At 74.3% G+C, this 20330-nt stretch carries 24 protein-coding genes and 1 tRNA gene; 17 read left to right on the forward strand and 8 right to left on the reverse strand.

The annotated features are described in order from the left end of the window. Nucleotides 1-211: 211 nt before the first annotated feature. The 13 genes from G7Z13_RS30175 to G7Z13_RS30235 all read left to right on the forward strand — a co-directional run bounded on the left by G7Z13_RS30175 (nucleotide 212) and on the right by G7Z13_RS30235 (nucleotide 10882). On the forward strand, nucleotides 212-2020 hold the full coding sequence (locus tag G7Z13_RS30175) for an ATP-binding protein (protein ID WP_166003505.1): 1809 nt from the start codon (nucleotides 212-214) through the stop codon (nucleotides 2018-2020). Nucleotides 2021-2094: 74 nt separating this feature from the next. Continuing rightward, nucleotides 2095-2529, forward strand: a complete 435-nt coding sequence (locus tag G7Z13_RS30180) for a roadblock/LC7 domain-containing protein (protein ID WP_166003506.1) — start codon at nucleotides 2095-2097, stop codon at nucleotides 2527-2529. Next, on the forward strand, nucleotides 2526-2900 hold the full coding sequence (locus G7Z13_RS30185; RefSeq protein ID WP_166003507.1) for a DUF742 domain-containing protein: 375 nt from the start codon (nucleotides 2526-2528) through the stop codon (nucleotides 2898-2900). The genes G7Z13_RS30180 and G7Z13_RS30185 overlap by 4 nt, the downstream gene beginning before the upstream one ends. Continuing rightward, the gene (locus G7Z13_RS30190; protein ID WP_240926393.1) at nucleotides 2878-3606 is read left to right on the forward strand and encodes an ATP/GTP-binding protein; all 729 of its coding nucleotides are present in this window, start codon (nucleotides 2878-2880) and stop codon (nucleotides 3604-3606) included. The genes G7Z13_RS30185 and G7Z13_RS30190 overlap by 23 nt, the downstream gene beginning before the upstream one ends. 96 nt (nucleotides 3607-3702) lie before the next feature. Further along, the gene (locus G7Z13_RS30195; RefSeq protein WP_166003508.1) at nucleotides 3703-4263 is read left to right on the forward strand and encodes a GAF domain-containing protein; all 561 of its coding nucleotides are present in this window, start codon (nucleotides 3703-3705) and stop codon (nucleotides 4261-4263) included. Nucleotides 4264-4426: 163 nt separating this feature from the next. After that, nucleotides 4427-5455 (forward strand): L-threonine 3-dehydrogenase, encoded by a 1029-nt coding sequence (tdh, locus tag G7Z13_RS30200; RefSeq protein ID WP_166003509.1) that lies wholly within the window; start codon nucleotides 4427-4429, stop codon nucleotides 5453-5455. 42 nt (nucleotides 5456-5497) lie between these two features. Continuing rightward, nucleotides 5498-6691: a glycine C-acetyltransferase gene (locus G7Z13_RS30205; protein WP_166003510.1), complete on the forward strand. Its 1194-nt coding sequence runs from the start codon at nucleotides 5498-5500 to the stop codon at nucleotides 6689-6691. A gap of 31 nt (nucleotides 6692-6722) precedes the next feature. Beyond that, complete coding sequence (locus G7Z13_RS30210) at nucleotides 6723-7673, forward strand: LysR family transcriptional regulator (protein ID WP_166003511.1); 951 nt, start codon at nucleotides 6723-6725, stop codon at nucleotides 7671-7673. A gap of 108 nt (nucleotides 7674-7781) precedes the next feature. Next, complete coding sequence (locus G7Z13_RS30215; protein ID WP_166003512.1) at nucleotides 7782-8345, forward strand: XRE family transcriptional regulator; 564 nt, start codon at nucleotides 7782-7784, stop codon at nucleotides 8343-8345. Further along, entirely contained in the window at nucleotides 8342-8863 is a 522-nt protein-coding gene (locus G7Z13_RS30220; protein ID WP_166003513.1) for a GNAT family N-acetyltransferase, read from the forward strand. Before G7Z13_RS30215 ends, G7Z13_RS30220 begins: the two co-directional genes overlap by 4 nt. Before the next feature lie 30 nt (nucleotides 8864-8893). Beyond that, nucleotides 8894-9253: an MmcQ/YjbR family DNA-binding protein gene (locus G7Z13_RS30225; RefSeq protein ID WP_166003514.1), complete on the forward strand. Its 360-nt coding sequence runs from the start codon at nucleotides 8894-8896 to the stop codon at nucleotides 9251-9253. 227 nt (nucleotides 9254-9480) lie between these two features. Further along, on the forward strand, nucleotides 9481-10713 hold the full coding sequence (locus tag G7Z13_RS30230; protein WP_240926394.1) for an MFS transporter: 1233 nt from the start codon (nucleotides 9481-9483) through the stop codon (nucleotides 10711-10713). Between the two features lie 95 nt (nucleotides 10714-10808). Then, a tRNA-Pro gene (locus tag G7Z13_RS30235) sits at nucleotides 10809-10882 on the forward strand. Between the two features lie 116 nt (nucleotides 10883-10998). On the opposite strand, the gene G7Z13_RS30240 is transcribed toward G7Z13_RS30235, so the two are convergent. The 3 genes from G7Z13_RS30240 to G7Z13_RS30250 form a co-directional block, all read right to left on the reverse strand. Beyond that, on the reverse strand, nucleotides 10999-11148 hold the full coding sequence (locus G7Z13_RS30240; protein WP_166003515.1) for a hypothetical protein: 150 nt from the start codon (nucleotides 11146-11148) through the stop codon (nucleotides 10999-11001). Nucleotides 11149-11180: 32 nt separating this feature from the next. After that, nucleotides 11181-11660 (reverse strand): DUF6003 family protein, encoded by a 480-nt coding sequence (locus G7Z13_RS30245; protein WP_166003516.1) that lies wholly within the window; start codon nucleotides 11658-11660, stop codon nucleotides 11181-11183. A 217-nt stretch (nucleotides 11661-11877) separates the two neighbouring features. Beyond that, nucleotides 11878-12288 (reverse strand): DUF393 domain-containing protein, encoded by a 411-nt coding sequence (locus G7Z13_RS30250; protein WP_166003517.1) that lies wholly within the window; start codon nucleotides 12286-12288, stop codon nucleotides 11878-11880. A gap of 193 nt (nucleotides 12289-12481) precedes the next feature. Between G7Z13_RS30250 and G7Z13_RS33395 the strand changes: the two genes are divergently transcribed. From G7Z13_RS33395 to G7Z13_RS30270, 4 genes are all read left to right on the forward strand, one after another. Beyond that, on the forward strand, nucleotides 12482-14032 hold the full coding sequence (locus tag G7Z13_RS33395) for a serine/threonine-protein kinase (protein ID WP_206313170.1): 1551 nt from the start codon (nucleotides 12482-12484) through the stop codon (nucleotides 14030-14032). Nucleotides 14033-14164: 132 nt separating this feature from the next. After that, nucleotides 14165-15070 carry a YihY/virulence factor BrkB family protein gene (locus G7Z13_RS30260; protein ID WP_166003518.1) on the forward strand — a complete coding sequence of 302 codons (906 nt, stop codon included), beginning with the start codon at nucleotides 14165-14167 and terminating at the stop codon, nucleotides 15068-15070. Nucleotides 15071-15267: 197 nt separating this feature from the next. Continuing rightward, the gene (locus G7Z13_RS30265) at nucleotides 15268-15930 is read left to right on the forward strand and encodes a hypothetical protein (RefSeq protein WP_166003519.1); all 663 of its coding nucleotides are present in this window, start codon (nucleotides 15268-15270) and stop codon (nucleotides 15928-15930) included. Nucleotides 15931-16052: 122 nt separating this feature from the next. After that, nucleotides 16053-16604: a sigma factor gene (locus G7Z13_RS30270; RefSeq protein ID WP_166005452.1), complete on the forward strand. Its 552-nt coding sequence runs from the start codon at nucleotides 16053-16055 to the stop codon at nucleotides 16602-16604. Nucleotides 16605-16793: 189 nt separating this feature from the next. Here G7Z13_RS30270 and G7Z13_RS30275 read toward each other — a convergent pair whose 3' ends face one another. The 5 genes from G7Z13_RS30275 to G7Z13_RS30295 form a co-directional block, all read right to left on the reverse strand. Further along, a complete protein-coding gene (locus G7Z13_RS30275) occupies nucleotides 16794-18020 on the reverse strand; it encodes a GTP-binding protein (protein ID WP_166003520.1) in 1227 nt (408 codons plus the stop codon). 6 nt (nucleotides 18021-18026) lie between these two features. Continuing rightward, on the reverse strand, nucleotides 18027-18197 hold the full coding sequence (gene rpmF / locus G7Z13_RS30280) for a 50S ribosomal protein L32 (protein WP_086173436.1): 171 nt from the start codon (nucleotides 18195-18197) through the stop codon (nucleotides 18027-18029). Nucleotides 18198-18357: 160 nt separating this feature from the next. After that, on the reverse strand, nucleotides 18358-18777 hold the full coding sequence (locus G7Z13_RS30285) for a (2Fe-2S) ferredoxin domain-containing protein (RefSeq protein WP_240926395.1): 420 nt from the start codon (nucleotides 18775-18777) through the stop codon (nucleotides 18358-18360). Beyond that, nucleotides 18774-19301 carry an NUDIX hydrolase family protein gene (locus tag G7Z13_RS30290; RefSeq protein WP_166005456.1) on the reverse strand — a complete coding sequence of 176 codons (528 nt, stop codon included), beginning with the start codon at nucleotides 19299-19301 and terminating at the stop codon, nucleotides 18774-18776. Before G7Z13_RS30290 ends, G7Z13_RS30285 begins: the two co-directional genes overlap by 4 nt. Before the next feature lie 177 nt (nucleotides 19302-19478). After that, on the reverse strand, nucleotides 19479-20291 hold the full coding sequence (locus G7Z13_RS30295; protein ID WP_166003521.1) for an SAM-dependent methyltransferase: 813 nt from the start codon (nucleotides 20289-20291) through the stop codon (nucleotides 19479-19481). Nucleotides 20292-20330 lie beyond the last annotated feature (39 nt).

Here is a 20330-nt window from a genome sequence, read left to right on the forward strand (position 1 = left end):
TCGTGCGATGCCTCATACCAGAGCGGGACGCTTTGCGAGGGACTTCGTCAACTGCCCACCGCACATGATGCGTTGGCGACTACTGTGAGTGTCCGTCGGGCGACGCGGGACCGCACTTCGGTCCGGCCGGCCGGCATCTCCATGGCGCCTGCCCGCAGCACGCGAGACCGCGCGTCCGGGCCCCGACCGACGGACCAGTACGAGGACACCGATGTCACACCTCCGCGCACCGGCCGCACGCGCAGACCGCCGCGAAGGCGGACGGCACGGACGACCGGTCGCCCGCACGGCCCCCGCACTGCCCGAGGCCCACATACGGTCCCAGTTGCTGCGCCTGGCGGTCCTGCCCCCCGTCGCCGTCGCCCTCGGCGGCTGCGCGGCCGTGCTGTTCACCGTGCGCACCACCGGCGTGCGCACCAGCCACACCCTGTGGGCCGTCCTCGCCGGCGCGGTGTGCGTGGCGCTCGCGGGCATCGTGATCGCCGCCGTCGCCGCCGGGCGCGCCGCCCGGTCCGTGCACGAGCGGGTGAGCGCGCTGCGCCGGGCCGGCGCCCGCCGGGAGGCCGATCTGCGCGCCCTCGTCGAGGGGCTGCGGCGCGGCGAGACACCGCCCCGCCCCACCCAGCGCGCCGCGCCGCCCGCCGACGCCGACGACTTCGACCTGCTCGCCGCCGACCTCGCCCGCGCCCACGACGGGGCCGTCAGCGCCGTCGTACAGGCCGCGCAGCTGTCCAGCCAGACCGGCAGCGAGCAGAAGCTGGAGGTCTTCGTCAATCTCGCCCGCCGGCTCCAGTCGCTGGTGCACCGCGAGATCACCATCCTCGACGAGCTGGAAAACGACATCGAGGACCCCGACCTCCTCAAGAGCCTGTTCCACGTCGACCACCTCGCCACCCGGATCCGGCGCCACGCCGAGAACCTGGCCGTGCTCGGCGGCGCCGTCTCACGGCGGCAGTGGAGCAACCCGGTGCCCATGACGGAGGTGCTGCGCTCGGCGACCGCCGAGGTGGAGCAGTACTCACGGGTGAAGATCGTCCCGCCGATCGACGGCCACCTGCGCGGGCACGCCGTCGCGGACGTCATCCACCTGCTGGCCGAACTCATCGAGAACGCCACGGTGTTCTCCGCCCCGCAGACCCAGGTGCTGCTGCGCGCCAGCCTCGTCACCTCCGGGCTCGCCGTCGAGGTCGAGGACCGCGGCCTGGGCATGCCGGTCGCCGAGCAGGACCGGATGAACGCCCTGCTCTCCGACCCCGACCAGGTCAACGTCGCCCGCCTGCTGGCGGACGGCCGTATCGGGCTCTACGTCGTCTCCCAGCTGGCCCGCCGGCACGGCATCGGCGTGCGTCTGCAGAGCAACATCTACGGCGGGGTGCAGGCCGTGCTCGTCGTGCCGCAGGCGTTGCTCGGGGCGACGGGCACCGCAGCGGGCACGGCGCCCGGCACGGCAGCGGGCACAGCGCCGGGCACGGCGACGGCGGCGGGCGCGGCGCCGTCGGTGACGGAGACGGCGCCCCCGGGCACGGCCACCGGCGCGGCACAGGTCCCGGGGTCCCCGGCCGGCGAGGCACCCCGCCTCACCGGAGACTTCCGTCCCACCCCGGACTCCTGGACCGGACAGCCCCCGCAGGCCGCCCCGGCCACCGCGCCCGCCCCGCTCCCCGTCCGCGGCGGACGCGAGGAGCGGGCGAACCCGGCCGAGGCCGTGCCGGGGCCGCGGCCGCAGGACCAGGCGCTGGTCGCCGAGCGGGAGGGCGTGCCCCCGGTGCCGCGGCGGGACGGCGTCGTGCGGGGCACCATGGGCAAGCCCCGGCTGCCCCGCCGCCGCGCCCAGGAGCACCTCGTCCCGCAGCTGCGCGGCGGCCCCGCCCCCCGCCAGGACGACGACCGGCACGTCGGCCACGACCCGGGCCTGATGGCCGCCTTCCAGCGGGGCATCAGCCTCGCCGAGGCCCAGCAGAGTCTGGAACCGGCGGACATCGCCGCCGTCCGGCACGACGGGAGCGCACCGCCCCGATGACCAGCCTCGCGCCGTCCCCCGGCGCTTCCCCACACCCCCGAACCCCCCTTCGTACCCCAAGGAGTCGATCCATCATGGCGAGCGAAGCCCCCACCGGCCATGTGTCCGATCTCGACTGGCTGATGAGCGGCCTCGTGCAGCGCGTCCCGCACACCAGCAGCGCGGTCCTCCTGTCCTGCGACGGACTGGTGAAGTCCGTCCACGGCCTCGATCCCGACAGCGCCGACCACATGGCGGCGCTGGCCTCCGGTCTGTACTCCCTCGGCCGCAGCGCCGGGGTCCGCTTCGGCGACGGCGGCGACGTACGGCAGGTGGTCGTCGAGCTCGACTCGACGCTGCTGTTCGTCACCACCGCCGGGTCCGGCACCTGCCTCGCCGTGCTCGCGGGCCGCGAGGCCGACGCGGCCGTCCTGGGTTACGAGATGGCGATGCTCGTCAAGAGCGTGCGCCCGTACCTGGTGACCGCGCCCCGGCAGCAGGCCGTCGAACCCACGGCGATGAGGCCTTGAGCGCGGCGGTCGGTGAGGGGCCCTGGCTCGACGACGCGGCCGGACGGCTGGTGCGCCCGTTCACGGTGAGCAACGGCCGCACCCGCCCCACCGTCCCGCTCGACCTGATGTCGCAGGTGATGGCCACCGGGGCGACCCCCCTCGGCTATCTCGGCCCGGAACACGCGCAGGTCCTCGACCTGTGCCACGCGCCCGTCTCGGTCGCCGAGGCCGCCGCCCACCTGAAGCTGCCGGCGGCGGTCACCAAAGTGCTGCTGGCGGACCTCCTCGACTGCGGGGCGCTCACCACCAAGCCCCCCGCGTACCACCACACACCCACGGACCGGGCCCTTCTGGAGGCAGTGCTCGATGGACTACGACGACAGCTCTGAGTACGACGAGTACGACGACCGCCGCGCCGGGCACGACCACGGCCCCGGCCACGATCACGGCGCCGGCTACGACCACGGCGCCAGGCACGACCACGGCGCCAGGCACGACCACGACCACGCCGCCGACCCCTTCCCCACCGCGCTCAAGATCCTCGTCGCGGGCGGGTTCGGGGTCGGCAAGACCACGTTCGTCGGCGCCGTCAGCGAGATCGCGCCGCTCAGCACGGAGGAACTGCTCACCACCGTCAGCGTCGGAACCGACAACCTCGAGGGCATCGAGAACAAGATGGAGACGACCGTCGCCATGGACTTCGGCCGGATCACCCTCGACTCCCGCCATGTGCTGTACCTGTTCGGCACCCCCGGCCAGGAACGCTTCTGGTTCATGTGGGACGAACTGTCCGAGGGCGCGCTCGGCGCGGTCATCCTCGCCGACACCCGCCGACTGGAGGAATGCTTCGCGGCCGTCGACTTCTTCGAGGAACGCGGCCTCGGCTTCATCGTCGCCATCAACGAGTTCGACGGCGCCCACCGCTACGACCCCGAGGAGGTACGGGCCGCCATCGACCTCGACCCGGGCATCCCCATCGTCCGCTGCGACGCGCGGATCTCCGCCTCCGGCGTCCAGACGTTGCTGACCCTGGTCCGGCACCTGATCGCCCACGCCCCCGCCGTCCCCGCGCCCAGCCACGGCGCCCACCGGTGACCCGCACACCCCAACGCCCCGCGGTGACCACCGCACCCCACCGCCCCACCGCACGGAGCCGCACATGACATCCGCCCCCAGCGACGGAGCCCGGCCATGAGCTACGAGCCGCCGCGCCCGGCCGGTCGTCTGCTGCTCACCCCCGAGGACCGGGAGGCCCCCGCCCGCGCCCTGCGGCTGCGCGGCCTCGGCCTCGGACCGCGCCCCGAGCCCGCCCTCGACGACTACGCGACCCGCCTCGCCGTCCACACCGCGTCGCCGTACGCCATGGTGAATCTCCTGGACGAGGACGGGCAGTTCTACGCCGGACTGCACACCCCGCGGACCGGGCCCGCCCTGCCCGACGGCTCCCCGGGGCCGGTGATCGGCCGCCGGCTGCCCCGCGACCACGGCTTCTGCCCGCACGTCGTGGTGCGGCGCAAGGCGCTGGTCCTGGAGGACGTGTGCGACTACCCGAGGTTCGCGGGCAACCCGGTCGTCGACGAGTTCGGCATCCGCTCCTACCTCGGCGCCCCGCTCATCGACACCACCGGCATGGTGCTCGGCACCGTCTCCGTCGCCGACCTGACACCGCGCCCCTGGGGCCGCACCGGACTGGAGACCATCAAGGCGACGGCCGCGGACCTCACCGCACGCCTGGAAGGCGGCACGCGTTGACCCCTACGGGGGGTGTGAAGGAAAGCTGTGGCGCCGTTTAAGAAAACCTCGATGGACCGGGGGCATCCTCGTACGGCAGATTGCCAGGAGATTCCACCCCTCTCCCCGTCGCGGGCCCCTTCGGCGTGCCCGCGGCCGGGATCTCACCCTCAGGAGCCGAGCGTTGAAGGCGCTGGTCAAGGAGAAGGCGGAGCCAGGGCTCCGGCTGGCGGACGTACCGGAGCCCGCCATCGGACCCGGTGACGTGCTGATCAAGGTGCTGCGCACCGGTATCTGCGGCACCGACCTGCACATCCGGTCCTGGGACGGCTGGGCGCAGCAGGCGATCCGCACCCCGCTGGTGATCGGACACGAGTTCGTCGGCGAGGTCGTCGAGACCGGCCGCGACGTCACCGACATCAAGGCCGGCGACCGGGTCAGCGGCGAGGGCCACCTGGTGTGCGGCAAGTGCCGCAACTGCCTCGCCGGGCGCCGCCACCTGTGCCGGGCGACCGTCGGCCTCGGCGTCGGCCGCGACGGCGCGTTCGCCGAGTACGTGGCGCTGCCCGCGTCCAACGTGTGGGTGCACCGGGTGCCCGTGGACCTCGACATCGCGGCCATCTTCGACCCGTTCGGCAACGCCGTGCACACCGCGCTGTCGTTCCCGCTGGTCGGCGAGGACGTACTGATCACCGGTGCCGGTCCGATCGGCCTGATGGCGGCGGCCGTGGCCCGGCACGCCGGCGCCCGCAACGTGATGATCACCGACGTCAGCGAGGAGCGCCTGGAGCTGGCCCGCAAGCTCGGCGCCACCCTCGCGCTGAACGTCTCCGAGTCGGCCATCGCCGACGGCCAGCGCGAGCTGGGGCTGCGCGAGGGCTTCGACATCGGCCTGGAGATGTCCGGCCGCCCCGAGGCGATGCGCGACATGATCGCCAACATGACGCACGGCGGCCGGATCGCCATGCTCGGCCTGCCGTCCGAGGAGTTCCCGGTCGACTGGTCCCGGATCGTCACCTCGATGATCACCATCAAGGGCATCTACGGCCGGGAGATGTTCGAGACCTGGTACGCGATGTCGGTGCTGCTCGAAGGCGGCCTCGACCTCGCCCCCGTGATCACCGGCCGGTACGGCTACCGCGACTTCGAAGCGGCGTTCGCCGACGCGGCGAGCGGCCGCGGCGGCAAGGTCATCCTCGACTGGACCGCGTAAACCCCTTTCGCTCGCCTCGCAGCCTTCTAGGAGCTTCTTCCCATGTTCGACTCCGTGCGCGACGACCTGCGCGCCACCCTCGACGAGATCCGCGCCGCCGGACTGCACAAGCCGGAGCGGGTCATCGGCACCCCGCAGTCCGCCACCGTGAACGTCACCGCGGGCGGCCGCCCCGGCGAGGTCCTCAACTTCTGCGCCAACAACTACCTCGGCCTCGCCGACCACCCCGAGGTCATCGCCGCCGCCCACGAGGCGCTGGACCGCTGGGGCTACGGCATGGCCTCCGTGCGCTTCATCTGCGGCACCCAGGAGGTGCACAAGGAGCTGGAGGCGCGGCTGTCGGCGTTCCTCGGCCAGGAGGACACGATCCTCTACTCCTCCTGCTTCGACGCCAACGGCGGTGTCTTCGAGACCCTGCTCGGCCCCGAGGACGCGGTGATCTCCGACGCCCTCAACCACGCCTCCATCATCGACGGCATCCGCCTGTCCAAGGCCCGCCGCTTCCGGTACGCCAACCGCGACCTGGAGGACCTGGAGCGCCAGCTGAAGGAGGCGTCCGACGCGCGGCGCCGGCTCATCGTCACCGACGGCGTCTTCTCCATGGACGGCTACGTGGCGCCGCTGCGCGAGATCTGCGACCTCGCCGACCGCTACGACGCGATGGTCATGGTCGACGACTCGCACGCCGTCGGTTTCGTCGGCCCCGGCGGGCGCGGCACCCCCGAGCTGCACGGCGTGATGGACCGCGTCGACATCATCACCGGCACCCTCGGCAAGGCCCTCGGCGGCGCCTCCGGCGGCTATGTCGCCGCCCGCGCCGAGATCGTCGCGCTGCTGCGCCAGCGCTCCCGGCCGTACCTGTTCTCCAACACCCTCGCCCCGGTGATCGCCGCTGCCTCCCTGAAGGTCCTCGACCTGCTGGAGTCGGCCGACGACCTGCGGGTGCGGCTCGCCGAGAACACCGCGTTGTTCCGCCGCCGCATGACCGAGGAGGGCTTCGACATCCTCCCCGGCGACCACCCCATCGCACCGGTGATGATCGGCGACGCGGCCGAGGCGGGCCGGATGGCCGAGCTGCTGCTGGAGCGCGGCGTGTACGTGATCGGCTTCTCCTACCCGGTCGTCCCGCAGGGCCAGGCCCGCATCCGCGTGCAGCTGTCCGCGGCGCACTCCACCGAGGACGTGAACCGGGCCGTGGACGCCTTCGTGGCGGCCCGCGCGGAGCTGGCGGGCTGAGCCGGTCCGCCGGCCTGAGAGAATCGATGCCGTGATCGAAGCACGGCGGCTGCACATCCTCCGTGCGGTGGCCGACCACCGCACGGTGACGGCGGCTGCCGCCGCGCTGTACCTCACCCCGTCGGCGGTGTCCCAGCAGCTGACGGCGCTGGAGCAGGAGACCGGCCACCGGCTGGTGGAGCGGAGCGCCAAGGGCGTACGGCTCACTCCGGCCGGTGAGATCCTGCTCAGCCACACCAACATCGTCCTCGCCCAGCTGGAGCGGGCCGAGGCCGAGCTGGCCGCGTACGGCTCGGGCGCCGCGGGCACGGTCACCGTGGCCGCCTTCGCGACCGGTATCGCGCAGGTCGTCGCGCCCGCCGTGGCCCGCCTGGCCGGCACCTCGCCCGGCATCCGCATCCGCGTCCAGGACGCCGAGGGCGACGCCAGCCTACCGATGGTGCTGGACCGGCAGGTCGACGTGGCGGTGGCCGTCGAGTACCGCGGCGCGCCGCCCGCCGACGACCCCCGGCTGACCCACGTGCCGCTGTACGCCGAGCCCTTCGACGCGGTGGTCCCGGTGACGCACCGGCTGGCGGACGCGGGCGAGGTGCCGCTCGCCGAGCTGGCGAAGGACCCGTGGATCGGCCCCTACCCCGGCAATCCCTGCCACGACGTGGTCGTCCTGGCCTGTGAGAGCGCCGGTTTCCAGCCCCGCCTGGAGCACTCCTCCGACGACTTCCGCGCCGTCGTGGCGCTCGCCTCGGCCGACGCGGGCGTGGCCCTCGTCCCGCGCTCGGCGCTGCGCGGCATGGACCTGCACGGCGTGGTCGTGCGCCCCGTCGACGGTGTGGCGCCCACGCGCCGGGTCTTCGCCGCCGTACGCCGGGGCGCGGAGGAGCACCCACTGATCCGTCCCGTGCTCGACGCGCTGCGCGAGGCGGCGGAAGGCCAGCTGGCCGAGGCCGACGAGGGGCGCCCGCAGGGCGTCGGCGCGGGGTAGGACCGGCCACTCGTCGACGTACGCGCAGAGCGTTCCTCGCGGTGTTTCGAGGGCGCGCGTGAGGAAGCCGTAACGTGCGCGTCTCATATCCGGGATAACGTCCCGGATATGAGAGACGCGGAACTGGACCTGCGCCTGGGGGCCCGGCTGGCGGAGCTGCGGGCCGCGCGCGGGTGGTCCCTGGGGGAACTCGCCGAGCGCAGCGGGGTCAGCCGCTCGACGCTCTCGCGGGCCGAGCGGGCCGAGACCAGCCCCACCGCCGTCGTACTGAACCGCCTCTGCGCGGTCTACGGACGGACCATGTCCCAGCTGCTCAGCGAGGTGGAGGCGGAGCCCGTCCCCGTGGTGCGGGCCGCCGACCAGCGATCGTGGGAGGACCGCGCCGCCGGTTTCGTACGGCGCTCGGTGTCCCCGCCGCACGCCGGACTGCGCGGCGAACTCGTCGAGGCCAGGCTCGACCCCGGCGCCGACCTCGCCTACGACCGGCCGCCCGTGCCGGGCCTCGAACAGCACGTCTGGGTGCTGGAAGGAGAACTGGAGGTGACCGTGCGGGACGTGACCCACGCCCTCGGGACCGGCGACTGCCTGCGGCTGCGGGTGTGGGGGGCGACGCGCTTCCGGTGCCCGGGCCGGCGGCCCGCGCGCTACCTCCTGGCGGTGGTGCTGCCGTGAAGGTGACCCGCCTGGGCGGCGCGGACATACGAGCCCGCGCCGAGGGACTGGCGGCCCTGCTGGCCGACACCGTGGCCGGCGGCGCGTCGGTCGGCTTCCTCGCGCCGATGGACACCGCAGACGCCCTCGCCTGGTGGCACGAGCGGGCCGCGGCCGTGGCGTCCGGGCAGGCGGCGGTGTGGGCCGCGGCCGACGGCGACCGCGTCCTCGGCACCGTGAGCCTCGCCTTCCCGGACAAGCCCAACAGCCGACACCGCGCCGAGGTCGTCAAGCTGATGGTCCACCGCGACGCCCGCGGCCGCGGCCTCGGCCGCACCCTGCTCACGACCGCGGAGGAGGCCGCCGCCGCGGCCGGCATCACCCTGCTGCACCTCGACACGGAGACCGGCAGCCCCGCGGAACACCTCTACCGGTCCGCGGGCTGGACCAGGGTCGGCGTGATCCCCGACTACGCGGCCGACCCGGCCGGCGCGCTGCGCGGCACGACGATCTACTACAAGCACCTCGGCGCCGGATGACTGTCAGTGGCGGGCGCTACGGTGCGTGCCATGCAGGAAGCCGAAGACGTACGCCGTGTCGCCCTGTCCCTGCCGGACACGACGGAGAAGATCGCCTGGAGCATGCCCACGTTCCGGGTGGCGGGCAAGATGTTCGCCACCCTGCCCGAGGACGAGACCTCCATGGCGGTGCGCTGCCCCAAGGAGGAGCGCGAGGAACTGGTCCTCGCCGAGCCGGAGAAGTTCTGGATCGCCGGCCACGAGGCGCAGTTCGCCTGGGTCAGGGTGCGGCTCGCCGCGCTGGAGGACGAGGCGGAGCTGCGGGACATCCTCGCCGACTCCTGGCGCCAGGCCGCACCCTCCCGACTCCTCGACGCCTACCCGGAGTTGGGGCTCCCGGCCGCGGACTGAAAATGCCTTGGGCGGCGGCGGGCGCCGTGGCAGTATCCCCGGCCTGAGTGGGTGGCCGGGAAGGAGACTCGCCAGTGACGTCCGGAACGCCGGAGGGTGGGGGGAGCACGGCCGGGGGGAGCGCGGCCGGGGGGAGCGCGATCGGGGGGAGCGCGGCCAAGGGCGGCGGGAGCGGCGCTTGTGGGGAACGGGAGACCGGCCGACGCCTCTGGTCACGGAACTTCGGGTTGTTCTTCCTCGCCCGCGCCGTCGCCCGGCTTGGCGACACCATGCTGCCGGTGGCCCTCGCCGCGGGGCTGCTCCAGCACGGGTACGGGGCGGGAGCGGTCGGCCTCGCCATGGCCGCGACCGCCGCCACCTTCGCCGGACTCGTCGTCTTCGCCGGGGTGATCGCCGACCGGTTCGCCACCCGCACCCTGATGATCTGGGCCGACATCGTCCGGCTCGGCACCCAGGCGCTGGCCGCCGCGCTGTTCCTCGCCGACCACGTCGTGCTCTGGGAGATCTGCGCGATCGGCCTGGTCAACGGCGCCGCGGGCGCCCTGTTCCAGCCCGGCGTGGCCAGCATGGTGCCGCGCCTGGCCACCGACGTCCAGGGCGCCAACGGCGCGATCCGCGTCGCCGAGTCCGTCGCCCAGCTGGCCGGGCCCGCCGTCGCCGGACTCCTCGTCGGCTTCGCCACCCCCGGCGGGGTGTTCGCCGCCCACGCCGCCACCTACGCGGTCAGCGCCGTCTGCCTCGTCCTGCTGCGGCTGCCCCCGCCCGCCCCGGACAGCCGTCCGGCGGGCCACGCGACCGCCGGCTTCCGGGCCGACCTGGTCGAGGGCTGGCACGAGTTCCGCTCGCGGACCTGGCTGTGGGGCGTGATCGCCGTCTGGTGCCTCTACATGATCGCCGTATGGGGACCGACCGGGCCGCTCGTCGCCGTCGAGGTGGTGGAGGAGCACGGCCCCCGCGCCTACGGCCTGGTCAACTCCGCCCTCGGCGCCGGCACCGTCGTCGGCGGGCTGCTCGCCCTGCGGCTGCGCCCCCGCCGGATGCTGCGCGCCGGCGCCCTCGCCCTGACCGGCTTCGCCGCGTTCCCGCTCTCCGTCGGTCTCGGGCTGTCCGTGCCCCTCATGGCGGCCGGGTCCGCCATCGCCGGGGCCGGGCTGTCGTTCTGGGGCGTGATGTGGGCGACCAGCGTGCAGACCCAGGTCTCGCCCGACGTCCTCAACCGCATCCATGCCTACGACGTGGCCGGCTCGCTCGCGATGATGCCGGTCGGCCAGGCCCTCGCCGGACCGGCCGCCGCCGCGCTGGGCGCCGAGCACGTCCTCATCGTCTCCGGCGTGACCAGCTGCGTCGTCGTGGCCATGCTGCTCGCTGTCCCGGCGATCCGCGGCCTGGTCCGCGTCGACACCCCGCCCGGCCCGCGCGCGCCCGCACCCGGCACGGCGGCCCTGGCCCGCCCCGAGTGACCCCGCCGGGCGAAAAGGGGTGCGCGACCACGGACCCGAGTGCGGTATTGTTTCTCTGCGCGTTCGGCCAGGGGAAACCCCAGGTCAGACGGCACCGGGACGTGGCGCAGCTTGGTAGCGCACTTGACTGGGGGTCAAGGGGTCGCAGGTTCAAATCCTGTCGTCCCGACTTGTGAGAGTCGCAGGTCGAGGGGCCGTTTCAGAGAGATCTGAAACGGCCCCTCGGTCGTGTCACGTGCACGGAATCATCAGGTCAGCGCAGTTCGAGCCCGCGCCTCGGGCATGTCATGGCGCTCCGGTCTCCTCGTCCTCGTCGTCCGCCGGGGCGGGCCGGGGGAGAGGGATGGTGGTCTGACCCTCGATCGGTGCCGGGGTGGGCTCGCCGAGCCGGTCCTCCAGCAGCCGAAGCCTGGTGCGTGTCTCCTCGCTCGTCATCTTCCCCGTCCTCCCCGTCTTCCCCTTCCCCGTCACCGCTGCGCCGGGCCGGCGTCCGACGGGTGGCCCTGCCCCTGCGCCGCGGTGGCCGCCGCCGTGGCCACCGCCACGGTCCGGGGGTCCTCGCCGGTGAGTTCGACGATGCGGTGCGGCGGAACTCCGGCGGCCGCGGCCCGCGCCAGCAGGGCGTCCCGCTCGCCCGCGCAGTCGCGGTAGGCCAGCAGCTCCTCCTCGACGCGGGCGAGGGCGTCCGGCGCCAGCGCGAGGCGCAGCCGGTTCAGCTCGTCCTCGCTCAGCGGAACGGGCAGCTTCTCCGCCCCGTCGGGGATGGCACCCGTCTCCTCCGGCGGCAGCAGCCGGACCGTCGCGGAGGCGGCGGTCACCTCGTGCGCGTCGAGCCAGGCCCGTACGGCGGGCGTCTCCAGGCACGCCAGGTCTCCGACCGCGGCGACGGCCGCGCCCAGCGGGGTCGACGGGTCGTCCACGAGGAACAGGTAGGCGTCGTCGGTCATGCTCGTCTCCTTCGCAGACGCGATGGTCGTGTGCTGTCCTCACCTACCCCCTCCGGCGGGACCCAGCGCCCGGCGTCGTGACCTTCGCCCGCAGGGTGGTGTCTCCTTCGCCCGCGGGTGTCATCACCTCCGCCCGCGGGGCGTCGTGAACCTTCGCTCGCGGGGCGTCGTTGACCTTCGCCCGCTGGGCGGTGTCACCTGGCCCCTCGGGGCGTCGTCACCGCCCCTCGCCGGGCGTCGTCACCTTGGCCGGCGGGGCCCCGGGTGCCGCGCACGCCGCCGCTGCGCCCGGCAGCCGGTGCCGGTTGTCCGCGACCAGCCGGTAGACGGCGTGGGCGGCCCACCGCATCGGGGGCAGCATGAGCAGCGCCCCCAGCGGCGCCCAGCCCCGGCCCGAGCGCAGCAGGATCTTCGCCACCGCCCGGGCACCGCCGTACACCCGGCCCGTCGGGGTCACCCAGAGCGCTTCGTGGGCGGCGCGCTCCGGCGTCACGCCCAGCGCGGCGAGATCCGCGAACTGCCAGGGCACGGTCTCGCAGTCCGGGCGCAGGCGGCGTTCGACGAACGACACGCACGACGTACAGAAGCCGCAGTCGCCGTCGAAGACCAGCACCGGTCGAGTCCGCATGACTCCATCATGCGCGACACGCTGCCGAACCCTTCGTCCACGAGGCCGGGTTGCGCGAAGGGGGGATGCCCGGCGGCTGAGCGGGCACCCGTGCACATGGTGCTCGCGACCACACAGCCGGGCATGCCACCGGTGGCACGCACGTGGGCGGGCGGACGACGGCAGGTGACAACAGGACGCAGGGAGCGCAGTGATGAAAGTCCGCTCGTGGCCGATCCGGCCGGACTACCGGCTCACCGCCCAGGTCGTGGCCGGACGCTACCGGCTCGACGACCTGCTCGGCCGCGGCGGCGCCGCCGACGTGTACGAGGGCATGGACCTGCGGCTGCGGCGACCGGTCGCGGTGAAGGTCTTCCGCCCGGACGGTGCCGCCGACACGGAGGAACGGTTCGACAGCGAGGGCCGGCTGCTGGCCCAGCTGCAGCATCCCGGTCTGATCACCGTGTACGACTGCGGCCGCGACGACGGAACGCCCTTCCTGGTCATGGAGTTGGTCAGGGGCACGACGCTGCGCCGACGGATCGCCGCGGCCCCGCTGACGCCCGTCGAGGCCTGCCGGATCGGCGCCGCGCTGGCCTCGGCGCTGGCCCATGTGCACCGGGCCGGAGTCGTCCACCGCGACGTCAAGCCCGCGAACATCCTGCTGGACGAGGCGGGCGCCCCCCGCCTGACGGACTTCGGCATCTCGCGGCTGCTCGACACCACCTCCCAGACCGCTCCGGGCGCCCTCGTGGGGACCGCCGCGTACATGGCCCCGGAGCAGGTGCTGGGCCGGGGCGCCGGGCCGGCGGCGGACATCTACAGCCTGGGACTGGTGCTCATCGAGTCCGTCAAAGGTGAACTGGAGTACGACGGGGCGCCCCTGGAGGCGGCGATCGCCCGCCTGCACCGGCCCCCGGTCATACCGCCGGACACGCCGCAGGCGCTCGCCGACCTGCTGCGAGCCATGACCGACGCGGACGAGGGCCGCCGGCCGGACGCGCACGCCTGTGAGCGGGCCCTGGCCGCCCTGGCATCGGGGGAAACCGCGGAAGCGTCCGGCGTACCCGCGGGATCCGCCGTGCCCGGACCTCCGGCCGCGAGCGGCGAGAGCGGCGAGTCTGGTGAGGTCGACGCCGACGGGCGCAACCTCGACACGCTGAGGTCGCACGAGACGGGAGCCAAGCCGCTGGGCGCCCCGCCGCTGGGCGCCGGCGCCGAGGGAGCCGTCCCCGCGTCCGGCGGGCCGGAGCCCGCGCGGTCCCCGTCCGGCCGGCCCGGCGCACGCCGATCCGGCCGGGTCCTGCTGACCGCCGGCGCGGCCCTGACCGTCCTCGGCGTGGGACTGGCCGGTTCGGTGGGCGGGCCGCCCACCGAGGCGGAGAACGCCGCCTCCGGTCCGCCTCGCTCCGCCACGACCGAGCCGGCCGCACCGCCCGCGGAGCGGTCCGGCACGTCCGCCTCCTCCTCCCCGTCCGCGTCGGCGTCCCCCACCGCCTCGGCGTCCGGAGCCGCCGCCGTGTCCGCGTCCACGCGGCGGTCCCCCTCCCACACCACCGGGAGCCGGCAGGTCACCGGTGCCGAGGACACGGCTGCCGAGGACGCGGCGGCCGACAGCGGCGTGCCGTCGGCCGACGGCAACCGGGAGCCGCAGCGCGGCCGTGCGAGCGGTTCCGGAGCAGCCGGCCCCGCCGACCCCGCCGCCGAGAAGGCTCAGGCGCGGCAGGGCAAGCCGAAGCACGCGAAGGGCAAGCACGCGCGGTGACACCGCCGTGACTCCCTGGCGTGACACCGCCCTGACGGGGCACCAGACAGGCAACTCGCCGGCATCCGCCCGGCATGGTGAAGGCCGGGCGGCGACCGGGTCGCGGCAGGCCCTGGACGGAGCGGTGGTGTCATGACGATCGGTGCACCCGTGAGCGGCGCGGCGCCCGTTCGGCACGAGCGCGGGGCGTACGCCAGGGCCATGGCCCGTACACCGGCCGCCGTCTGGGAGGACGACCTCACCGACTGGGCGGCGGCGCTGACGTACTACGCGGTGCTGGCCGTCTTCCCCGCCCTGCTGGTGGTGGGCTTCTCCTTCGCCCTGCTCGGCACGGACTCCCCCCAGGAGGTCGTCCCGCAGCTGGCCGCCTTGGTGCCGGAGACGGCCCGGCCGGTGCTCGACCAGGCCATGAGCAGTCTGCGGGAGGGCTCGTCGGTCCGCTGGCTGCTGCTCGTGGGCACCGCCGGCGCCGCGCTGTGGTCCGCCTCCAGCTACCTGGCCGTCTTCCGGCGGGCGCTGCACGCGATGTACGGCGTTCCGGACTGCCGCCCGGCGTGGCGGACGTTCCCCGCCAGCCTGCTGCGGGCATTGACCGTGCTCGCCCTGCTGGTCAGCGGGGTGCTGACGCTCACGGCCGCCGAGCGGATCGCCCGGGCCATCGGCCGCGGCACGGGAACGGACCATCAGGCCGCCCTCGTCTGGGCCGGCCTGAAGTGGCCGCTGCTGTTCACGGTGGTCGTCGCCCTGGTCATGCTCCTGTTCCGGTCCGGGCCACCGGAGACCCGCGGGGTGCGGCAGACACTGCCCGGCGGAACTCTGGCGGTGCTGCTCTGGCTACTGGCGTCGGCGGGCTTCGCCTTCTACGCGTCCCACATCGCGACGTACGACCGTCTCTACGGCTCCCTGGCGGGCGTGGTGGCGTTCCTGGTGTGGCTGTGGGTTACCCACGTCGTGCTGCTGGCGGGCGCGCGGTTCAACGCCGAACTGGCGCGGGACGGGCGACCGGAGCGGCCCGATCCCTGCTCCTCGCCGACCTGAACCGGCCGCCGTGCACCGGCCGCCGTCAACCGGCCGACGACGACCGCCGTCTGACAGATGCCGACCGGTGCGCTCCGGGCTGTGTGCCCGTCCGGGCGGTCGACCGGTCAGCGGCAGACCTCCACCCGGTCCGTGCTCCCGCCGATTTCCGCAGGCGCGGGTGGGGAACGGGCCGCGGATGGGAGGATGGGGCGGTCATGACGGCAGGGTGGGGTGCGCGCACGGTGCGGGCCGCGGTGTTCGCGGCCGTCTGCGTGCTGCTCGCCGCCCTGGGACACGTCCTGATGTCCGGCCGGCATGTGCCCGGCTGGACCCTCGCCGGCGGGCTCGTGGTCACCGGTGCCGTGGGCTGGGCCCTGGCCGGGCGGGAGCGCGGGCTGCCGCTGATCACGACCGTCGTGGTCGCCGCTCAGACCGCGCTGCACTCGGCGTTCTCGTACGCCCAGGCCGGCACCCCGGACCTCGGGCACACCGCCCACCTGGCCCACATGCCCCCCATGGACCAGATGGAGCACATGGCCCACCTGGGGAACATGGGCGCTGCGGCCGGGGCGGCCGGGTCGGTGGCGGTCGAGCCCGCACCCGCCGGACTCTCGTCGGGCATGCTCGCCGCCCACCTCCTGGCCGCGCTGCTGTGCGGTCTGTGGCTCGCCCACGGCGAGCGCGCCGCCTTCCGCATCCTGCGCGCCGTCGCCGGCTGGCTCGCGGCCCCCCTGCGGCTGCCGCTCGGCCTGGTCGTCGTCGCCGGTCCGCCCCGCCCGCGCCCGCGCCGGCGCCGCTCGGACCGGTCGCCGCGCCGGCTCCTGCTCGTCCACGCGCTCACCTCACGGGGGCCGCCCATGGGGACCGCTGTCGCCTGACGACAGCCGGCTTCCCGGGCCGCCCGTGCGCGTCCCGGGCCCCGGCCGTACGCCCGCTCGGGGCGGTACGGCCGCTCCCCACGTGACGAGAAGGACACCAGGTGATCACTTCTGCCCTGCCCATGCCCGAACGCGCGGACGAGTCGATAACCGCCTGGGCGCTCGCCGCCCGCGGCGGCGACCCGGACGCCGTCGACCGGTTCGTCCGCGCCCTGCACCGGGACGTCCTGCGGTACGTCGCCCACCTGTGCGGCGACCCGCAGGCGGCCGACGATCTGGCGCAGGACACGTTCCTGCGGGCGCTCGGCAGCCTGCACCGTTTCGAGGGGCGGTCCTCGGCGCGCTCCTGGCTGCTGGCCATCGCCCGCCGGGCCGTCGTCGACAGCTACCGCCACGCCGGCAGCCGGCCGCGGCCCTGCGACGCCGCCGACTGGCGGACGGCCGTCGAACGGGCGCAGCCGTGCGGGCTGCCGGGCTTCGACGACGGTGTCGCCCTGCTGGACCTGCTGGCGGCGCTGCCCGACGAGCGCCGGGAGGCCTTCGTCCTCACCCAGCTGCTCGGACTGCCGTACGCGGAGGCGGCCCGGATCGGCGGCTGCCCGGTCGGCACCCTGCGCTCCCGGGTGGCCCGGGCGCGGGCCACGCTGATCGGCCTCCTCGCGGCGGCGGCCTGAAAAGGGTCGGCCGCGAAGGGCCTGTCGCGAAGGGCCGCCTGCGGTAAGGGCCGTGACGGGGGAGGGTGCCCGCGGGCCTCGGGCACCCTCCCTCCGGGCTCGCTCGCAGCGGCACCGGGCCGGTGCAGGCGGGTTCGGGGGACCGGGCCGGGCGGCGCCGTGGCTGCGTTCGCCGCCCGGCCCGGATTCTCAGTGCTCGCCGACGAGTCCGGCGAGTCCGGCGAGTCCCGGGTGTCCGGGGTGTTCGCGGTGTCCGGCTTGTTCGGGGTGTTCGAGCGCGCAGGCCTCGTCCATCCCGTGGGTCGCCCAGGCGGGGAACGGGTCCTGCGCGGGCAGCGGCTCGCCGGCGCGCAGCAGACAGTCCGACAGGTCCGCGTGCAGCGACGCCGCGTCGAGCCCGGTGCCGATGAAGACCAGTTCCTGCGCGTGGGGTGCCTCGTCGTCGCGGGCCGCGGACGGCTCGAAGCGGGCGACGGAGCCCGCCTGTGACCACAGGCCGGTCACGTGCGGGCGGGTGGCCAGGGTGAAGAAGCCCTTGGACCGCAGGATCCGCCCGTGGACGCCGCTGTCCATCCGCTCGGTGACGAACGTCCACAGCCGCCCGGGGTGGAAGGGGAGTGCGGAGCGGAACACGGTCGAGGAGATGCCGTACTCCTCGGTCTCCGGCACGTGGTCGCCGTTGAGCTCGCGGACCCAGCCGGGTGCCTGCTGGGCGCGCTCCAGGTCGAACAGGCCCGTGTCGAGCACCTGGCGGAGGTCCACCCGCCCGTGCGTGGCCGGGACGATCCGGGCCGCCGGGTTGAGCCGGGTGAGGGCCGCGCGGAGGCGCTCGGCGGTGGCGGCGTCCACCAGGTCCAGCTTGTTCAGCACCAGGACGTCGGCGAACTCGACCTGGTCGATGAGCAGATCGCTGACGGTGCGCTCGTCGTCCTCGTACGGCGCGAGGCCGCGCTCGGCCAGTTCGTCGCCGCTGTCCAGCTCGGCCAGGAAGTTGGCCGCGTCGACCACGGTCACCATGGTGTCCAGGCGGGCCAGGTCGCCGAGGGTGGCGCCGTCGTCGCGGGCGAACGCGAACGTGGCCGCGACCGGCATGGGTTCCGAAATGCCCGAAGATTCGATCAGCAGGTGGTCGAAGCGGCCCTCGCGGGCCAGCCGGTCGACCTCCTCCAGCAGATCGTCCCGCAGGGTGCAGCAGATGCAGCCGTTGGTCATCTCGACCAGCCGCTCCTCGGTCCGCGACAGCGCGGCCTCGCCGCCGCGGACCAGCGTCGCGTCGATGTTGACCTCGCTCATGTCGTTGACGATCACGGCGACGCGCAGCCCCTCGCGGTTGGCGAGGACATGGTTGAGCAGCGTGGTCTTGCCCGCCCCGAGGAACCCGGACAGGACGGTGACGGGCAGTCGGTCGTACGGCATCGGGGCTCAGCCCTCGGGGCGCAGCAGCCCGCGCTCGTACGCCCGGACCAGGTGCTGCGGCACGAGGTGGCGGACCCCGTCGACGGTGACGGGGACCAGGTTCGGCGTGCTCGCCTTCCACTGGGCGCGGCGGTGCCGGGTGTTGCTGCGGGACATCTTCCGCTTGGGAACGGCCATGGGAGTCCTTCCTGGGTCGGTGAACCAGGCAGAACGCTACATGAAAATGGATCCCATTACGAAAAAGCCTTGGTGACCCCGGCAGCCCGGGCGACTGGCCTCTCCGGCCCTCAACGGTGACTGCCCGTTCGGTTCTCAGCGGCGGCTGCCCGCTCGTCCCTCAGCGGCGGCGGCTGCGCACCTTCCCCTCCCGCGGCGCCGGGATGAACTGCAGCTCCAGCGCCGCCGGCGGCTCCGCCACCCCGGGGCCGCCCGCGTCCGCCCACGCCAGCAGCTCCTCCGTGGAGTCGTCGTCCATGGCGAACCCCACCCAGACCGCGCGGCCCCCGGCCCGCCGGCCCGCGCCGGAGGGCTGGACGACGATGACGTTGGCCTGGTCGCAGGGGCCGAGGCAGTCCGTCGTCCGCACGGTGAACCGGCCGCCGGAGTCCGCGGCGGCGGCCCGCAGCCGCGCCAGCTGCCAGGCGTGGTCGGTGCCGGGATGCTTGCGCGCGTTGCCGCAGCAGCAGCCCCGGCACACGACGAGCGTGCAGGGGCGCGGGGCGAAGCGCAGGGCGCCGCCGCTGCCCGCCGCGCTCAAAGCGCCAGGCCCACGTGGGCGAGCGCCTGCTTCAGCAGGACGCCGTGCCCGCCCGGCATCTCGCTCTGCACCGCCTCCGAGGCGGCCTCCTGCGGGCTGAACCAGACGAGGTCCAGGGCGTCCTGGCGGGGCCGGCAGTCCCCGGTGACCGGGACGACGTAGGCGAGGGAGACCGCGTGCTGGCGCGGGTCGTGGTACGGGGTGACGCCCTGGGTGGGGAAGTACTCGGCGACCGTGAAGGGCTGGAGCGAGGCCGGGACCCGGGGGAGGGCGACCGGGCCGAGGTCCTTCTCCAGATGGCGCAGCAGGGCGTCGCGGACCCGCTCGTGGTGCAGCACCCGGCCGGAGACCAGGGTGCGGCTGACCGTGCCGTCCGGCCCGATGCGCAGCAGCAGTCCGATGCTGGTGACCTCGCCGCTGTCGTCCACGCGGACCGGCACGGCCTCGACGTACAGGATCGGCATGCGCGCGCGGGCCAGTTCGAGCTCGTCGGGTGTCAGCCAACCGGGCGTGGTTTCGGTCATGTCAGACATTGCTTGATCATACTTTCGTGTGTCGTCGGAAAACCGTTTCGGCGCACACACCCGGCCGCCCGCCCGCCCGCCCGCGCCGCGGCGCGAGCGGCTCCGGGCGGACGCGGGCGAAGACGTGCGGAGGGAGGCGGGGCCTGTCCGCACGGCTCCCGTGGCCGGGGCGCGGGGTCAGGGCTTGACGGCCACCGCGCCGAACTGCGGGACCACCACGGGCCACGGGTTCTCCGGCCGCCACTGCGAGCACGACACCAGACCCGGCTCCAGGAACTCCAGCCCGTCGAAGAACGAGGCGATGTCGGTGCGGCCGCGGGCGGTGATCGGCGGGGTGGCGTTCTCGTTCCAGAACTTCATCGCCGGGATCTGGCCCTCGCCGCCCAGGTCGGGCTCGAAGGTGGGGTGGGTCAGCACCAGGAAGCTGCCGGACGGCACCGCCGCCATGATCCGGCGCACGATGTCCCGCGCCGTGTCGGTGTCGAGGACGAAGTTCAGGATGCCCAGCATCATCACCGCGACCGGCAGGCTCAGGTCCAGGGTGCGGGCGGCGCGCTCCAGGATGGCGTCCGGGTCGTGCACGTCGGCGTCGATGTAGTCGGTGGCGCCGTCCGGGGTGCCGGTCAGCAGGGTGCGGGCGTGGATCAGCACGATCGGGTCGTTGTCGACGTACACGATCCGCGAGTCGGGGGCGACCCGCTGGGCGATCTCGTGGGTGTTGTCCGCGGTGGGCAGTCCGGTGCCGATGTCCAGGAACTGCCGCACCCCGCGCTCCGCGGCCAGGAACCGCACGGCCCGGCCCAGGAACTCCCGGTCGGCGCGGGCGATGTCCCGGATCACGGGGAACATCCCGGCCACGTGATCACCGACCTGGTGGTCGACCTCGTAGTTGTCCTTGCCGCCGATCCAGTAGTTCCAGACCCGGGCGTTGTGCGCCACACCGGTGTTCAGGCGTGCCGCTCCCTCCGCCGGGGTGGGGGTCTCGCTCACGTCGTGTCCTCTCCTCGCCCATGCCGCGGTCTTCCGCCA

The sequence above is a fragment of the Streptomyces sp. JB150 genome (assembly GCF_011193355.1).
Lineage (GTDB): Bacteria > Actinomycetota > Actinomycetes > Streptomycetales > Streptomycetaceae > Streptomyces.

Bases quoted from the DNA above. Each gene is read 5' to 3' on its own strand.
- G7Z13_RS30175 (WP_166003505.1), top strand. From the start codon at position 212: ATGTCACACCTCCGCGCACCGGCCGCACGCGCAGACCGCCGCGAAGGC.
- G7Z13_RS30180 (WP_166003506.1), top strand. From the start codon at position 2,095: ATGGCGAGCGAAGCCCCCACCGGCCATGTGTCCGATCTCGACTGGCTG.
- G7Z13_RS30190 (WP_240926393.1), top strand. From the start codon at position 2,878: ATGGACTACGACGACAGCTCTGAGTACGACGAGTACGACGACCGCCGC.
- G7Z13_RS30195 (WP_166003508.1), top strand. From the start codon at position 3,703: ATGAGCTACGAGCCGCCGCGCCCGGCCGGTCGTCTGCTGCTCACCCCC.
- G7Z13_RS30205 (WP_166003510.1), top strand. From the start codon at position 5,498: ATGTTCGACTCCGTGCGCGACGACCTGCGCGCCACCCTCGACGAGATC.
- G7Z13_RS30215 (WP_166003512.1), top strand. From the start codon at position 7,782: ATGAGAGACGCGGAACTGGACCTGCGCCTGGGGGCCCGGCTGGCGGAG.
- G7Z13_RS30225 (WP_166003514.1), top strand. From the start codon at position 8,894: ATGCAGGAAGCCGAAGACGTACGCCGTGTCGCCCTGTCCCTGCCGGAC.
- G7Z13_RS30240 (WP_166003515.1), bottom strand. From the start codon at position 11,148: ATGACGAGCGAGGAGACACGCACCAGGCTTCGGCTGCTGGAGGACCGG.
- G7Z13_RS30245 (WP_166003516.1), bottom strand. From the start codon at position 11,660: ATGACCGACGACGCCTACCTGTTCCTCGTGGACGACCCGTCGACCCCG.
- G7Z13_RS30250 (WP_166003517.1), bottom strand. From the start codon at position 12,288: ATGCGGACTCGACCGGTGCTGGTCTTCGACGGCGACTGCGGCTTCTGT.
- G7Z13_RS33395 (WP_206313170.1), top strand. From the start codon at position 12,482: ATGAAAGTCCGCTCGTGGCCGATCCGGCCGGACTACCGGCTCACCGCC.
- G7Z13_RS30260 (WP_166003518.1), top strand. From the start codon at position 14,165: ATGACGATCGGTGCACCCGTGAGCGGCGCGGCGCCCGTTCGGCACGAG.
- G7Z13_RS30265 (WP_166003519.1), top strand. From the start codon at position 15,268: ATGACGGCAGGGTGGGGTGCGCGCACGGTGCGGGCCGCGGTGTTCGCG.
- G7Z13_RS30270 (WP_166005452.1), top strand. From the start codon at position 16,053: ATGCCCGAACGCGCGGACGAGTCGATAACCGCCTGGGCGCTCGCCGCC.
- G7Z13_RS30275 (WP_166003520.1), bottom strand. From the start codon at position 18,020: ATGCCGTACGACCGACTGCCCGTCACCGTCCTGTCCGGGTTCCTCGGG.
- rpmF (WP_086173436.1), bottom strand. From the start codon at position 18,197: ATGGCCGTTCCCAAGCGGAAGATGTCCCGCAGCAACACCCGGCACCGC.
- G7Z13_RS30290 (WP_166005456.1), bottom strand. From the start codon at position 19,301: ATGACCGAAACCACGCCCGGTTGGCTGACACCCGACGAGCTCGAACTG.